This is a genomic window from Vibrio lentus, from assembly GCF_030409755.1.
GTDB lineage: Bacteria > Pseudomonadota > Gammaproteobacteria > Enterobacterales > Vibrionaceae > Vibrio > Vibrio lentus.
This window is the reverse complement of sequence record NZ_JAUFQE010000002.1, coordinates 748,013-762,698: the sequence shown is the minus strand read 5'-3', so window position 1 is coordinate 762,698 and position 14,686 is coordinate 748,013. Positions and strand designations below refer to the sequence as shown.

Genomic DNA, 14,686 nt, shown 5'->3' with positions numbered 1-14,686 from the left:
TATCGACTGAATAGCCTCGAACCTCATTGAGGCTATTCGTGTATCTTCATAGTAACGCTGCAATAACCTCCATCCAGTTAACAAATCACTCACGCAATCCACTTTCTTGTATCAATCAACGAAAGCTATCGATAGAATTCTCGGTCTTATTCACATTAGCTATACATACAGCTCGCAATTCCAAGCTCGTGAATCAATATCAGACTTACGTAAAACAAAAAGAGTTTCTTAAATCGGGCAAAAAACCTGAGAAACCGGTGTGAATTACGTGAACCTAAAAAGAACTGAACCAAGGCTTATCGATGGATACTTCAAACTATAATCAATCGCTAACTACCCAGTTATACGTTGTCGCTGGCGTGCTTTTCGGCACCTACGGCAGTCGGGTATGCCCTATGCTCGAAACCCTAACAACTTTGGAAATTTTTACTCAAGTCAGTATCGTTTTTGTCTTGGTTTGGCTAACTCGCCATTTCCTATTAGCGAAACACGCATTAGTTGAACAAGGTCGATTCGCACAGCTCGATACTTTGCTATTTTTTGCTGCGAGTGTCCCTTTCGCGCTCTACTACAACCTAAGCTACGACTTCACCATCGATAGTAATTTGAAAGTGCTGTTCGGCATGACCTTGTTTGGTTTCTTCACCGGAACCATTCTCCAATTGAACGCCAAGTTGACTCAAATGGATAAAATGGAAGCGTCTGGAGAGTTTGATTTTCAACTGATTGGCGAGCGAAGCTCTTTAGTTAAACAGATGATTGGTTTGGTCATCGTGCTTCTTATCACCCTTACCACAATGTTAACGATGGTTGCGGTCAAAGACATCTTCTGGCTAGAGAACAACCCAGAGCGATTGTTGGATGGTTCTGGCAAGATCAGCGTGATCAAAGAGTTCATCTATTTGGCTGTAGTACTTGGCGGATACGCGATAACCATCATGGCGCTATGGAGCAGGCTCGTTAAGCGTATTCTCCTTAGCCAAGAGTGCGCATTAAATAAAGTGACCCTAGGTGAACCTGGCGTGCGTCTACCTATTTTCGGCTACAACGAGCTTGGCTCAATGGCATCAATGACCAACACCATGCTTGATAGCCTCGAAACAGCACAAAACGAAGTCAAAACTACCCGTGATGTTGCGATCGTAAGCTTGTCTGCGTTGGCAGAATCTCGAGACAATGAAACCGGTGCTCACATTCTGAGAACCCAAGAGTACGTTAAGGTGCTCGCACAAGAGCTCAGTAAGTCTGAAGCACACGCAACGTTATTAACACCAAACTACATCGAGTTGCTTTACAAATCGGCTCCGCTGCATGATGTAGGTAAAGTCGGTGTTCCTGACAGTGTCCTACTGAAACCGGGCAAATTGACCGATGAAGAGTTTGAGATAATGAAAGGTCACCCGGCTATCGGTGCTGAAGCCTTGTCTATTGCAGAAAAACAGCTAGGAAGTAGCTCTTTCTTAAGAGTCGCAAAGGAGATATCTCTGACTCACCACGAGAAATGGAACGGCAGCGGTTATCCAAATCAGCTGTCTGGTGAAGATATTCCAATCTCGGGTCGTTTAATGGCTTTAGCGGATGTTTATGATGCATTGATTTCAAAACGTGTCTACAAGCCAGCCTTTACTCACGAGCAAGCCAAGCAAATCATTTTGGAAGGCAATGGTTCTCATTTTGATCCTCAAGTCGTGCAAGCTTTCTTAGCCGTTGAGCATCAGTTTGTTAAGATCGCTGCCACCTATAAAGATGGAAAAAATGTAGTGAGTGAACTTGAGCGAGAAAGCTTCATTACACAGCCTGCATAATCCTTTCAAAAAGCACTAACTTCTTACACCCTATAGGTTAATCCGTAGGGTGTTTTGTTATCAAATACCCTCTTTAGTCAATTAATCTGATTGAAATGGATTTTTTTTGTTCTTTCTGTTCACTTCGTATTGTCTTAAAAATTCCATACAGGTATAACTACCCATAGATACTATCCCCTCTCAATTGACATGGATGAAGATTATGTTTGAAAAAGTGTTAGCTGCTCCCGCCGATCCTATCCTCGGCCTTACTGAAGAGTTTAAAAAAGACTCTCGCGCAGAAAAAATCAACCTAGGTGTTGGTATTTACAAAAATGAAGATGGTCAAACGCCGGTTCTTAAAACAGTAAAGAAAGCAGAAGCTGCACTTCTTGAAAACGAAAAAACCAAATCTTACCTAACGATTGAAGGTACAGCTGAATACGGCCTAGCGGTTCAGAAGCTTCTTTTCGGTGCAGATGCAGAGATCGTAACATCTCAACGCGCTAAAACAGCACAAGCTCCTGGTGGTACAGGTGCACTTCGTGTTGCGGGTGAATTCATCAAGCGTCAACTTGGCGATGTAAAAATCTGGATCAGTAACCCAACTTGGGCTAACCATAACGGCGTTTTCGCGGCTGCGGGTATCCAAACAGCTCAATACAGCTACTACAACGCTGAAACAAAAGACAAAAACTTCGCAGGCATGGTTGCTGACCTAGAGAAAGCTTCTGAAGGCGATATCGTTCTTCTTCACGGCTGCTGTCATAACCCAACAGGTATCGACCCTACAACTGACGAGTGGGAAGTACTGGCTAAGCTAGTTGCTGAGAAGAAACTGCTACCTCTATTCGACTTTGCTTACCAAGGTTTTGCAAAAGGTGTTGAAGAAGACGCAGCTGGCCTACGTATTTTTGCTCAATACAACAAAGAAATTCTTGTTGCTAGCTCGTTCTCTAAGAACTTCGGCTTGTACAACGAGCGTGTTGGTGCATTCACTCTGGTTGCTGAATCTGCAGACGTTGCAACTACAGCGTTCTCTCAAGTTAAGAGCATTATCCGCTCTATCTACTCTAACCCACCAGCGCACGGCAGTGCTGTCGTTACTCACATCCTTGGTGATGCTGATCTACGTGCTGAATGGGAAGCAGAAGTAGCTGAAATGCGCGACCGTATCCAAGAGATGCGTGAACTGTTTGTAACGACACTGAAATCTGAAGGTGTAGACGCAGATTTCACATTCATCGAGCGCCAAAACGGCATGTTCTCGTTCTCTGGTCTAAGCAAAGAGCAAGTAACTCGCCTAAAAGATGAATTCGCTATCTACATTGTTGGTTCTGGCCGTATCAGTGTTGCTGGTATGACTAAGTCAAACATGGGTCCTCTATGTAAAGGTCTTGCTGCGGTTCTTTAATCGTAAAGCGAAACCTGTATTTGTAGGCCTATAGATATGCAAAAGCCAGCGACTAAGCTGGCTTTTTTGTGTCTGTCTTTGACGTATTAGGTTTAATTAAGTTAGTACTCTAGGAAAAACTCAACACCCAATTCATTGGTTCTCTCACTTCCACCTTTACTGCCTTCACCATCTCGGTGTTGGTAAGAGCCACCAATCGCAAATTTGTTGGTCACGAGATAACGCAAACCTAAATGGTAAATCTCTTCGTCGAACAAATCACTTCGGTTTACCTGCACGCTACCATTCGCAATCCAACGCTTTGCAAAACCATAGTTAAGCTCGGCTTTTACACCTTGAACAAATTCAGTATCCGATTCGATGGTTTCATTGCTACCGTTAAGCTCCACCTCACCTTTAGTAATACCCAGCAAGTAAGAAGCGACAATATCCAAGTCTTTCTTTATGCTGTAACGATACCCAGCCCCTGCCATTAAGGTATCAATTCGAGTGGTACTTTCATCTGGGTGAATGAAGCGTGCGCTATAGTCTCCTAGCAACAACCAATCATCGGTCATGGCGTAACTAACACCTAATCCATACGACGAAGCATTATTATTACCACCAGCGTCTTCATTCAAACTGCCCGAATGAGCAGTGGCGTATATATGGTCATAATCAAGAATATCCACAACGTCAGTGGCTGCCCACAAACTTGGAGAAAACATAAAAACTGCAGATACCAAACTAAGCTTCCACTTCGACATTCCTATCATCCTTCAACTGTCACTCCATTAATTGAAAGGTTAGTCTATCCATAAGACTTTAAAAAGGTTTTAGCTCACAGATTGATTTGTGACGGCAAAATATTATCAAATGTTGTACCATGAAATCATACAAACTAATGGATGATCATTATGGATGCTGAGTTATTAGAGATTCAAAACTTTCTGGCACAATACCCCCCTTTCACTGAACTCCCTGAGGAGATGTTGGTGAAAGTGACCAGTAGCGTGGAAATTTCTTATTACCGCCAAGATACGCCTATCATTCACTTTGGTGACCAGATTAATGATCTTTACATTGTTCGAAGCGGCGAAGTAGAAGTCTATCGTCGTAAAGGTGAGCTCTATAACCGTCTCGATGAAGGCCACTTGTTCGGCCAAATGGGACTACTCACCAACAACAAAGTTCGCTTCCCTGTTAAGGCAACAGAAGACACCCTGCTCTATTGTATCCCTGAGCCTATTTTCCAAGAACTCTACGACAACTATGATTCATTCGCTGACTTTGTCGAAGTAGAAGATAACGCGCGACTGCGTCAGGCTAACTTAGACAGCAACGACGCCAACGATTTAACGACATCCAAGGTTAAAACACTGCTCACCAGTGAAGCACCGATGATCGAGAAAACGCGCACGATTCAGCAAGCTGCCACCATGATGGCCGAAGATAACGTCTCTTCCCTACTGATTATCGACCCAGATATCGTTGAAGACGAAGAGGATGATTCGACACCCGTTATCGGTATTATTACCGATCGTGATTTATGTACGCGTGTACTTGCTGAAGGTCTCGAACCATCGGATGAAGTCTCTAGCGTAATGACACCAGAGGTTATCTCACTCGACCATAATGCCTATGTATACGAAGCTATGATGACCATGCTTCGCTACAACGTGCATCACCTACCAGTACTAAAAGATAAGAAGCCGATTGGTATTATCGAAGCGACCGATATCGTACGTTACGAGTCTCAGAACTCGCTGTTATTGGTAAGCAGCATCTTCCAGCAACAAAGTATCGAAGACCTGAAAGTGCTTTCCGAACAAGTGAAAGACAGCTTTGTACGTTTGGTTAATGAAGATGCCAATGCCCACATGGTGGGTACTGCAATGTCGGTAATCGGACGCAGCTTTAAACAACGTATTATCGAACTAGGTGAAGAGAAACTCGGTAAAGCGCCAATTCCGTATTGTTTCCTTGCTCTTGGTTCTATGGGACGTGACGAACAGTTGCTGGTCACAGACCAAGATAACGCCATCATTCTTGATGACACCTACGACGAGAAAAAGCACGGCAAGTACTTTGAAGAACTTTCAAAGTTCATTTGTGACGGCTTAGACCAGTGTGGTTATGTTTACTGTACTGGTGACATCATGGCGACAAACCCTACTTGGCGCATGACACGTCGACAATGGGAAGAGTGCTTTGCCGATTGGATTGATGATCCAAACCCGAAAGCACTGCTGAACGCCTCTATCTTCTTTGATTTAGATGGTGTGTATGGACGCTTGAAATGGGCTGAGCAATTGAATAGCTTTATTGTTCGACGTGCACGTAAGAACAATCGCTTCTTGGCGTGTCTTGCTCGTAACGCGCTCAACCGAACACCGCCTCTTGGTTTCTTCAAAGATTTCGTAATGGAGAAAGATGGCCGTCATAACAACTCGATCAACCTGAAACGTCGTGGCACCGCGCCACTCGCAGACTTGATTCGTGTTCACTCTTTAGCGGTGGCTTCTCGTTCGAAAAACTCATTTGAGCGTTTAGACGATATTATCGATGCCGGTATTTTGCCTAAAGGCAGAGCGCAGGATTTGAAAGACGCCATGGAGTTCATCTCTTTGGTTCGTATTCGTCACCAAGCGCACGATGTTGATAATAATATCGAACCTGATAACAACATTGAGCCAGAGAACTTATCTGACTTCGAACGACGCAATCTAAAGGACGCATTCCAAATTTTAAGTAATGCGCAAAACTTCCTTAAGTTCCGTTATCAAGCTAGCAATAAGTTTAAGTAGGGCTTATGAACAAACTATTCAGATCACCTGCGGTCGATTGGCCATTTAAGTTTGCTCAGAAACTCGAACGAGCGCGAGACGACCGCTTAAAGCACTTTTATAGCCAGCCTCTTCCTGCGCCTGATACGCCACTTTCAGAAGTGACCTTCTTGGCTGTCGACTTTGAAACCACGGGGTTAAACCCAAACAAAGACGGCATCATTACCATTGGTTTAGTGCCATTTACGCTCAATCGCATCTACTTGCGACAAGCCAAACACTGGACATTAAGACCAAAACAGAAGTTGGAAGAAGAGTCTGTTGTGATTCATGGCATCACTCACAATGACATCATTGATGCGCCAGATCTTAGCGAAGTGCTGGGCGAGATCTTAGAATCAATGGCAGGACATATCCCAGTGGTTCACTATCGTCGTATCGAACGGGACTTCTTGGATAATGCATTGAAGGTGCGACTCGGTGAAGGGATAGAGTTTCCAGTCCTCGACACGCTCGAGATTGAATCTCAAATCCAGAACAAACTGGCTGGCGGTTTGTGGAATAAGCTAAAAGGTAAGAAACCTGCGTCTGTGAGATTGGGGCAGAGTCGTCGTCGATATCACTTGCCCGACTACACGCCACACCACGCGCTAACCGATGCCATAGCGACCGCAGAGCTACTCCAAGCGCAGATCGCTCATCACTTTGACTCTGAGATGCCTTTGAAGAACTTCTGGCTCTAGTTACCAATTAAGACTGACGTTAAACTGAACGCATAAACATAAAGCCCACTAACTTTCATTAGTGGGCTTTATTGCTTTGTGTCATCCGAGTTTATGCTGCTGTTGGACCAACTAAACGCATCTCCCAATCTTCGACTTCGCCGGTTTCAAGACGTCGCGCAACGAGTGCCCCCCAAGATTCGACTAACGGAAGGTCAGCCATTTGACTTAATTCTTCTCTATCAAGACTGCCAGTAAATACCGAGCCCATGATACGAGCGAGCGACCAATCTGGGTAAGGTCTTTCACACAGGATAATCTCGTCACCTGCGCCAATATCGCCTTCTTCCAAGACTCGGAAGTACCAGCCAGTTCGAAGTGTGTCTTGCAGTCTTCTTGCCATATCGTTTTGATCGAATCGTACATTGAGCTTCCAACAAGGCATGCGCCCCTGTGAGACTTCTAATAAAGTTGAGCCAATACGAACCTGATCTTTCAAGCAAATGGATTGTTCTGTAATACCGCTGGAACTTAGGTTCTCGCCAAATGCGCCTGCAGATTGGAAGATGTCTCTGTCGCCCAGTTCTTGCTGCCAAACCGGATAATGCTCACTTGGATAAATATGAAGGGCTTTCTGAATGCCACCATGAAAGCGAGGGTCGCCTTGTTCATCATTGGTAAAACCAAGCTCTGTGGCGTGCTGGCGCTCCGACAAAACCTGCTTATCAATAGCGCTGTTTGCACCGTGCGCAAAAGTAACGGTTTTGCCAGCCAATACACTATTTACTACGCCTAACTTCTTCATATCTCTTCCTTCTTACCTGAAACTTATTTGCTGTGTTATACAAGCTAAAGCCAACTTATTGCTCGCCCAGTGATTCAAATACCGGAATCGCTGCCAGTACTTCCATGGTGTGTTCTGTGCTTTTTAAGTAACGAGTTTCGCTGTCGGAAACTTAGTTAACACGGTTTCGAGCGATGTTTCACACTTGTTTTGGTTAATGTCTTCAATATCGACTTTGAATAATAGTTGGTTTTCTTTCGATATTTCAACTTGATATCGCATACGCGTGCCCTCTCTACTTCATTAGCTCTGCCGGGCATGATAGCCTAGTCCCACCGAGTCAGAATAGGGATGTAAAGACAGTTAACCATGCCAACCCGCCAAATAAATTCTCACTCCGGAATCATCACCTCAAATGAGATGATGGTCGCTAATCCTAATTCACCAGCGTTAGTGAAGACCATCGATATGCCCAAGGGCTACGTCGATGCAATGCACAAACATACGTGGCATCAAGTGATCTTCCCACTCAAAGGCCTATTGCAAACGAAAACCGAGCACTACCAACATCTTGTGCCCCATACTTCTGCTTTGTTTGTACCTGCAGGGATTCAACATGAATCTATCGCATTGAGCCATACGACGTTTGTCGGTATTTACCTTAATCCAGCCTTTGGTATTAAGTATGAGCCTCAAGTACGAACCATTACCCTGACGCCGTTTTTGAATGAGTTATTGCAGGAAATTCGCAGACAGTGCGAAGGATTAGTGAGTGATGAAGAGGTATCGCGATTGCTCTCGGTATTGCACGATCAGATCATGAAAGACAACGTTCAGACCTATCAATTGTTGCTACCCGAAGACCGACGATTGAAGCTTATCTTTGAAGCGCTGACAGAGGCACCAACGCTGGACTTTTCGTTGAAGGAATGGGGAGAGAAAGTCGGCGCATCGGAGCGAACCTTGTCGCGCTTATTCTCAAAAGAGTTCAACACGTCATTTCAGTTATGGCGACAACAAATCCGCCTGATTTACTCGTTGTCTTTGTTGGATGAAGAGTTCTCAATCCAGAATATTGCTGATCAAGTCGGTTATCAAAACGACTCGTCTTACATTAAAGCTTTTAAGGCGTCTTTTGATGTAACGCCACAACAGTTTCGCTTTAATGGTCGAAGAAGGTAATTAGGTCTCTATATTTTCACCTTCTATGGGAAACAAAAAGAGGAGCCTTAGCTCCTCTTTTCATTGGTAAACATCGAACTCGCTTATTATGCGTATTTCTCTTCGAAGTCTTTCATAAAGCTAACTAGCGCCTGAACACCTTCCAGAGACATCGCATTGTAAAGTGAAGCCCTCATTCCACCCACCGCTCGGTGACCTTTTAACGATTTCAGACCAGCAGCATCAGCCAACTCTAAAAACTTAGCATCTAGCTCTGGTTTCGCTAATTGGAATGGCACGTTCATTCTTGAACGGTTTGCTGTATGAACGTCGTTTTTGTAGAAAGCAGAACTATCAATCGCATTATAAAGCAACGCCGCTTTCTCTTTGTTCACAAGCTCCATCGCTTCAACGCCACCTTGAGCTTTCAGCCACTTGAATACAAGGCCTGATAGGTACCATGCATAGGTTGGTGGTGTATTGAACATTGAGTCTTTTTCAGCAAGTACTTTGTAGTTTAGAATGCTCGGCAACACGTCGTTTGCGAGTTCTAGTAGATCATCACGTACGATAGCAATGCAGATACCAGCAGGGCCAATGTTCTTTTGAGCGCCCGCGTAGATAACACCGTACTGAGAGACATCAATCTGGCGAGATAAGATGCTAGATGACATGTCGGCAACGATAGGCTTATCGGTTTGAGGAAGCTCACTGATTTCGATGCCATCGATGGTTTCATTTGGACAAAAGTGCACGTATGCCGCTTCAGGGTCGATTTCCCAATCTTTAGCTGGAACAACAGCCGCTTTACCATCAATTGATGTCTTGGCATTGAATACATCGATTTCACAGTACTTACTCGCTTCAGTCACTGCACTTTCAGCCCAGTACCCCGCATCAATGTAAGTCGCTTTCGTCGCGTCACCAAGAAGGTTTAGAGGAACAGCAGCGAATTGAGCACGAGCGCCCCCCTGACAGAAAAGAACTTTATAGTTGTCTGGGATGTTCAGAAGATCACGTAGGTCTTGCTCAGACTCATCGGCAACTTGAATAAACTCTTTGCTGCGATGGCTGATTTCCATAACGGAAGTGCCTAAACCATTCCAATCAATGAAGTCCGCTTGTGCTTGTTTCATTACCGGTTTAGGCAGTGCCGCTGGGCCAGCACTAAAGTTGAATACGTTATCTAATGTAAGTTCCATGGGGATGATTGCTCCTGCTAAATAATAACTATGCAAGTAATACCATGTTTTACCCAACATAAAAACAACAAAAGAGGTCTTAAGACCTCTTTTGTTTCGTACCGTACAAAATGTTTAACTTAACCCGTTAGATCGCCCTATCAGTATTAAGTCCGACTCTTTTTATTGAACAAAAGCCGGCATAAGTAGTGCAATTAATGGAATTTCTTGTCCATTTTCAAACACTAGATTTCCATTCTTTAGGTCAGCAGTGATTTCATAACCACTTTCTGTTTGCTTGATCATTTCCATCACGATCAATTCGTCGATACCTTCACGGATGAATGGGTATTCTTCGACAAGCTCATTTGAGAAGCTAGATTGAACATTGCCGGTTAATGCAGGAACAATCATTGAAGGGTTGCTGCTGATGTTTTCTGTGCCTTCCGGTACGCTCACCAACCATTTAGATTCAAACTGACCTTTACCTAGTTCTAGCGACATATTGTTCATTGAAAGGTCGAAGCCTTTAGCAAACAGTACGTCGATGAACGGAATGATCTCAGCCACGTCTTCCTGCGTCAAAACAGGATTCGCCTGGTAAATTTCAAAGATTTTCTCAAACGACTGACTGTCCAGTTTCGACATTTCAAAATCGACATTTAGATTGTTCAACTGGCCTTCGTTGGTCTCGATGTTTGCGATATCCAGCTTAAGGCTGCTGCTCAAGCGTTTAGTCGCTTCATCTAGATGCGATTCAAAATCGTACTTAGAATTTTCGATGGTCATGAACGGCTGCATTGCAGAATCTGAAATCAAGAAGCTATCAATAGTAAAGTTCTGTGTGCCTAACCAGTAACCTTTCGCTTGCTGGCCCGAACCAATACCTTTTAGGTTAGATAGAGTCACCTCTTCACCCGTTTCAAAATCAATTTGAACCGATGGGATAGAAAGCTCGTAATCAACCTGTCCTAATACGGTGGCATGGCCAGATAGATTCGACTTCGTGATAGATACCGAGGTACCATTTTCATCCGAACCTTGATGATTGAACTGGCTTAACTCGAAGTTGAAATCCGTATTGCCGTTTAACTCCGTGCTGGTAGTCAGAGTAAGAGGCAGAATGTCAGTATTCTCAAACGTCGAAATCGCGTTTAAGCTAACCAAACCATGGCTAACCGCACTATTAATAACAAACTCACTAGGTAAGCCATCGAGCGCGAGTTGCTCTTTCAAATTCTCATCCATCACAGTCACGCGAGTGGTTACATTAGAAGAAAGGTAACCTCTATCATATTCCACGATCTCAGCTTGAATGCTTGAATTGTTAAGCTTTGCAACGCCATCAGTAATCGCGTTCTGTCCAATTTGCCCAACCGCTAGCGGCCAACAAAGTGCCAATGAGATTGCTCCGCCGATTGCGCCAATTTTTCTTAACTGTTCCATGAGTTCTCTTTCTACACTAGTCTGTTTTTTTTAGTCTAACCCATCAGTAGCAAACAAGAAACATTGAGTTAAATCAGTCTATTGCTCGATACTTCAATTCCCTCAACAAATTAACGGCTAGCTCTCATCCTTACCCAGCGCTTCTTGGTAGGCTACAAGCGTCGCTACTACTAAGGTTGAGCCGTGAATCAATACGCTGTTATTTGTTTGGACAATAATCCGGTGAGCATAGAAAGAATACGCTCCGAACTGGCTCCGTTGTCTTATGTATTCGACATTTATACTGCCGAGAACTTAGAAGATGCTCATCACGCATTAGAAGATATCCACGACAATCACCAAACCGTCGCCTTGGTGATCTCTCACCATCATTCTGAATTCAATGGTGTGCAATTTCTGATTGAGCTTGAACAACTGCCCCACAGTAATACCGCAAGAACAATATTAGTGAGCGCCTCATCAGATATCCAATCCATCCTAACCGCAGTCAACGAAGGTAGGCTCAACCACTGTCTAACCAAACCAGTTCAAGATCAGGTTCTCTTCAAATCAGCACAGAAAGAGCTGACTTCTTTTGTTATCGAGTACGACTCAGAAAACCTGTTGTCTTACAGTGATGCGTTGGATCAACAACGTTTACTAAGAGCACACATTGAGCAAAAGATTCATTCGTTCCAATCTGGCTTCATCCACGATTACCACCAGCTTTCTGACAATGCCCTTGCTGAGCGTGTCGTCAGTGCTCTGCAGGATGTCTTTTCAAAAGACGACAAAACCAAAGCCATTCGTGATTATTCACCAGAGCATCTGCTGACGGTTGAGGGCGAAGATAATCGCTTTCTTTGGTTAATTATTGAAGGTGAAGCCGCTCTCTATAAAAAAGATGAACTGGGGCAACAACGCGAAGTTGTGCGTCACTCTAAGGGCAACATTGTCGGAGGGATGTCATTCGTGACGGGTGAACCTTCATTCTCTACTGCGATCACCCTAACCCAAACACGAGTGATTAAGCTTGATAAAGATAGCTTTGCTCAGGTTATGCATTCAAACAATACGCTGCTGCCGCTATTTACTAACCTGTTACTCCGTCACTTCAATCGCCGTTTACAACGCAGCATCACCAATAAGATCAAGCTGCAACAAACACTTGAATCGTTAGAGTCTGCACATCAACAATTGATTGAGAAAGAGAAGATGGCGATGTTGGGGCAGCTTGTAGCCGGTGTTGCTCATGAGTTGAACAACCCTATTGCAGCGATCTTACGAAGTATTGAAACCTTGTCTGAACATCTCGACCAGATACTCGAAAACTCATCACTCCCAGAATCGAATAAAGGGACTGAAGTATTAGCACACTCAAAGCTGGCTAAGCCTCTATCCACGGCACAAGAGAGACAGCTCGTTAAACACCTTACATCGACTATCGATGATCGTACGCTAGCCAAAAAAGCGGTGAGGCTAAACCTGAGTCAAGATTCTAAGGTTTTAGATACCTTAAAAGACTCCCCTATTGCAGGCAAAGAACTACTCAACGACTTAGAGCATTACCACTATGTAGGAAACTCTATTCGCTCGATTCAAGTGTGCAGTAAACGCATTGCCGATATGGTGAAAAGCCTAAAAAGCTACGCCCGAGAAGATGATGAAGTGCGTCACTACGCTGATATTCACGAAGGGCTTGAAGACACCTTAGTGATCTTTGAAAACAGATTGAAGCATCACCAACTCGAAAAACACTATGACACCGATTTGCCACCTTTATTGTGCCAGTCGCTCGCGTTACAACAAGTGTGGACGAACCTTATCTCTAATGCACTAGATGCGCTTTCAGAGCGAGGAACAGTCTCTATTACCACCTCTCAACAAATAGAGGGAGACGACACTTTTTTAGTGGTGCAAATATCAGACACTGGCCACGGCATCGCCAAGGAATACATCCACACCATTTTCAACCCAAACTTCACCACCAAAAAAGAAGGCAACTTTGGTTTAGGGATTGGGTTATCCATTTCTCAACAAATCGTTTCGGCTCATCAAGGGTTTATTTTGGTGGAGTCTGAGGTAGGCAGCCATACTCACATGCAGGTGTGGCTTCCATTCAAACAAGAAGGAGCACCTCATGAATAAGTACCTAATTTTATGTGTCGATGATGAACCTGAGGTTCTCAACAGTGTCCTTCAAGACTTAGCGCCATTTGAAGAGTACTTTATTGTTGAAGGAGCCGAATCGGTCGATGAAGCTAAACAAGTGATTAAAGAAATGGGACAAGATGGTATTAAGCTCGCCTTAATCTTGTGTGACCACATCATGCCTGACAAAACGGGCATCGATTTTCTCATCGAACTCAACCAACACGATTCGACGCAGCCAACACGTAAGTTGCTGCTCACCGGCCAAGCCGGACTTGAAGACACCGTAACGGCTATCAATAATGCTGCGCTTGATTTCTATATCTCTAAGCCTTGGCGAGGCGACCAACTCAGAGACACGATTACGAAACAGCTAACCGACTTTGTGATTGCCAATGACAAGCAGCTATTGAACTGGACTTCTATCTTAGATACCGAACGCATCCTTACAGCGATGGCGAATAAACGGACTAGTTTTGGCGAATAACGCTTAATTTCAGCTGAATCGCCCGAAAACATGAGATCTCAGTTACAGAGTGATACATAATTTGTTCATTTTTTGGCTAATTGACAAATGATTCGCATTTTTATGGATTACTTTTCCGTGAGTTAGATTAAACTGTCTCAATGTTTATGGTTTGCCTGATTTTTCTCAAACCAAAGGAATTAACACTAATTAAAGGTTTACGGTCGTTATGCGCAAAATTCTACTTACTACCGCTATGCTATTGGCTTCTAGCCCAGCACTAGCTGTTGATGAACAACCACAAGTAATGAGTAACTTTAACTACGATTACTTTGAAGCACGTATCGGTGCTAGCCCAGTAACATTTGGTGGCGCGTTCAGTAAGTCAATTCACCCGAATGCTCACGCTATAGCACGTATCGATTCAGAATTTGAAGGCGATTACGACTCAGCTGTAGGTCTTGGTTTCCACGCTCCATTAAACAACTGGGCTGACCTAACTGGTGAAATGCTAGCGCGTATCGTTCAGCCTGAAAACTCAAGCTCTACTGATATCGGTATGGAAATCAACGTTGGTGTTCGCCAATGGCTTGGTCCACAACTAGAAGTGGGTGGTAAAGGTGGTTACGTTTCAATCGATGACAACGATGATTGGACAGGTTCTGTTTACGCTCGTTTCCACTCTACAGAGCTATTCTCTCTAGGTGCTGAAGCTCGTATCAACGACTTCTACGGTGACCAACTTATGTTCACTGCTCGTTTCAAGTACTAATACTTAGCGAGACAGCCCCCAATGAGCACTTAGTCTTTTAATACTTAATCTTTTAAGAAAT

At 44.0% G+C, this 14,686-nt stretch carries 12 protein-coding genes and 1 pseudogene; 8 read left to right on the top strand and 5 right to left on the bottom strand.

The genetic code is table 11. The annotated features are described in order from the left end of the window. The first annotated feature begins 302 nt into the window (after positions 1 to 302). Positions 303 to 1,805: an HD-GYP domain-containing protein gene (locus QWZ07_RS11815; RefSeq protein WP_192853801.1), complete on the top strand. Its 1,503-nt coding sequence runs from the start codon at positions 303 to 305 to the stop codon at positions 1,803 to 1,805. 202 nt (positions 1,806 to 2,007) lie between these two features. After that, the gene (locus tag QWZ07_RS11810; RefSeq protein ID WP_192853802.1) at positions 2,008 to 3,198 is read left to right on the top strand and encodes an amino acid aminotransferase; all 1,191 of its coding nucleotides are present in this window, start codon (positions 2,008 to 2,010) and stop codon (positions 3,196 to 3,198) included. A 101-nt stretch (positions 3,199 to 3,299) separates the two neighbouring features. On the opposite strand, the gene QWZ07_RS11805 is transcribed toward QWZ07_RS11810, so the two are convergent. Beyond that, the gene (locus tag QWZ07_RS11805) at positions 3,300 to 3,944 is read right to left on the bottom strand and encodes an outer membrane beta-barrel protein (protein ID WP_192853803.1); all 645 of its coding nucleotides are present in this window, start codon (positions 3,942 to 3,944) and stop codon (positions 3,300 to 3,302) included. A gap of 150 nt (positions 3,945 to 4,094) precedes the next feature. Here QWZ07_RS11805 and QWZ07_RS11800 point away from each other — a divergent pair, with 150 nt between their 5' ends. Continuing rightward, positions 4,095 to 5,984, top strand: coding sequence for a DUF294 nucleotidyltransferase-like domain-containing protein (locus QWZ07_RS11800; RefSeq protein ID WP_192853804.1), 1,890 nt, complete (start codon positions 4,095 to 4,097; stop codon positions 5,982 to 5,984). 5 nt (positions 5,985 to 5,989) lie between these two features. After that, positions 5,990 to 6,706, top strand: coding sequence for a 3'-5' exonuclease (locus QWZ07_RS11795; protein WP_017108213.1), 717 nt, complete (start codon positions 5,990 to 5,992; stop codon positions 6,704 to 6,706). A gap of 91 nt (positions 6,707 to 6,797) precedes the next feature. On the opposite strand, the gene QWZ07_RS11790 is transcribed toward QWZ07_RS11795, so the two are convergent. Both QWZ07_RS11790 and QWZ07_RS11785 read right to left on the bottom strand, forming a co-directional pair. Next, positions 6,798 to 7,490: an MOSC domain-containing protein gene (locus tag QWZ07_RS11790; protein WP_192853805.1), complete on the bottom strand. Its 693-nt coding sequence runs from the start codon at positions 7,488 to 7,490 to the stop codon at positions 6,798 to 6,800. A 55-nt stretch (positions 7,491 to 7,545) separates the two neighbouring features. Continuing rightward, positions 7,546 to 7,751: pseudogene (locus QWZ07_RS11785) on the bottom strand (hypothetical protein). Positions 7,752 to 7,838: 87 nt separating this feature from the next. On the opposite strand from QWZ07_RS11785, the gene QWZ07_RS11780 reads away from it, so the two are divergent. Then, positions 7,839 to 8,651 (top strand): AraC family transcriptional regulator, encoded by an 813-nt coding sequence (locus tag QWZ07_RS11780; RefSeq protein WP_192853806.1) that lies wholly within the window; start codon positions 7,839 to 7,841, stop codon positions 8,649 to 8,651. Positions 8,652 to 8,737: 86 nt separating this feature from the next. Here QWZ07_RS11780 and serC read toward each other — a convergent pair whose 3' ends face one another. Then, positions 8,738 to 9,832: a 3-phosphoserine/phosphohydroxythreonine transaminase gene (gene serC, locus QWZ07_RS11775; protein ID WP_192853807.1), complete on the bottom strand. Its 1,095-nt coding sequence runs from the start codon at positions 9,830 to 9,832 to the stop codon at positions 8,738 to 8,740. Between the two features lie 162 nt (positions 9,833 to 9,994). Further along, positions 9,995 to 11,257, bottom strand: a complete 1,263-nt coding sequence (locus tag QWZ07_RS11770) for a DUF945 family protein (RefSeq protein ID WP_017111646.1) — start codon at positions 11,255 to 11,257, stop codon at positions 9,995 to 9,997. Positions 11,258 to 11,440: 183 nt separating this feature from the next. On the opposite strand from QWZ07_RS11770, the gene QWZ07_RS11765 reads away from it, so the two are divergent. The 3 genes from QWZ07_RS11765 to QWZ07_RS11755 all read left to right on the top strand — a co-directional run bounded on the left by QWZ07_RS11765 (position 11,441) and on the right by QWZ07_RS11755 (position 14,625). Further along, the gene (locus QWZ07_RS11765) at positions 11,441 to 13,384 is read left to right on the top strand and encodes an ATP-binding protein (RefSeq protein WP_192853808.1); all 1,944 of its coding nucleotides are present in this window, start codon (positions 11,441 to 11,443) and stop codon (positions 13,382 to 13,384) included. Further along, positions 13,377 to 13,874 (top strand): response regulator, encoded by a 498-nt coding sequence (locus QWZ07_RS11760; protein WP_192853809.1) that lies wholly within the window; start codon positions 13,377 to 13,379, stop codon positions 13,872 to 13,874. The genes QWZ07_RS11765 and QWZ07_RS11760 overlap by 8 nt, the downstream gene beginning before the upstream one ends. A gap of 208 nt (positions 13,875 to 14,082) precedes the next feature. Next, positions 14,083 to 14,625 (top strand): hypothetical protein, encoded by a 543-nt coding sequence (locus QWZ07_RS11755; RefSeq protein ID WP_017108221.1) that lies wholly within the window; start codon positions 14,083 to 14,085, stop codon positions 14,623 to 14,625. The last annotated feature ends 61 nt before the right edge of the window (positions 14,626 to 14,686 follow it).

Excerpts from the sequence above, each read along its gene's own strand:
- QWZ07_RS11815 (WP_192853801.1), top strand. The coding sequence starts at position 303 with ATGGATACTTCAAACTATAATCAATCGCTAACTACCCAGTTATACGTT.
- QWZ07_RS11810 (WP_192853802.1), top strand. The coding sequence starts at position 2,008 with ATGTTTGAAAAAGTGTTAGCTGCTCCCGCCGATCCTATCCTCGGCCTT.
- QWZ07_RS11805 (WP_192853803.1), bottom strand. The coding sequence starts at position 3,944 with ATGTCGAAGTGGAAGCTTAGTTTGGTATCTGCAGTTTTTATGTTTTCT.
- QWZ07_RS11800 (WP_192853804.1), top strand. The coding sequence starts at position 4,095 with ATGGATGCTGAGTTATTAGAGATTCAAAACTTTCTGGCACAATACCCC.
- QWZ07_RS11795 (WP_017108213.1), top strand. The coding sequence starts at position 5,990 with ATGAACAAACTATTCAGATCACCTGCGGTCGATTGGCCATTTAAGTTT.
- QWZ07_RS11790 (WP_192853805.1), bottom strand. The coding sequence starts at position 7,490 with ATGAAGAAGTTAGGCGTAGTAAATAGTGTATTGGCTGGCAAAACCGTT.
- QWZ07_RS11780 (WP_192853806.1), top strand. The coding sequence starts at position 7,839 with ATGCCAACCCGCCAAATAAATTCTCACTCCGGAATCATCACCTCAAAT.
- serC (WP_192853807.1), bottom strand. The coding sequence starts at position 9,832 with ATGGAACTTACATTAGATAACGTATTCAACTTTAGTGCTGGCCCAGCG.
- QWZ07_RS11770 (WP_017111646.1), bottom strand. The coding sequence starts at position 11,257 with ATGGAACAGTTAAGAAAAATTGGCGCAATCGGCGGAGCAATCTCATTG.
- QWZ07_RS11760 (WP_192853809.1), top strand. The coding sequence starts at position 13,377 with ATGAATAAGTACCTAATTTTATGTGTCGATGATGAACCTGAGGTTCTC.
- QWZ07_RS11755 (WP_017108221.1), top strand. The coding sequence starts at position 14,083 with ATGCGCAAAATTCTACTTACTACCGCTATGCTATTGGCTTCTAGCCCA.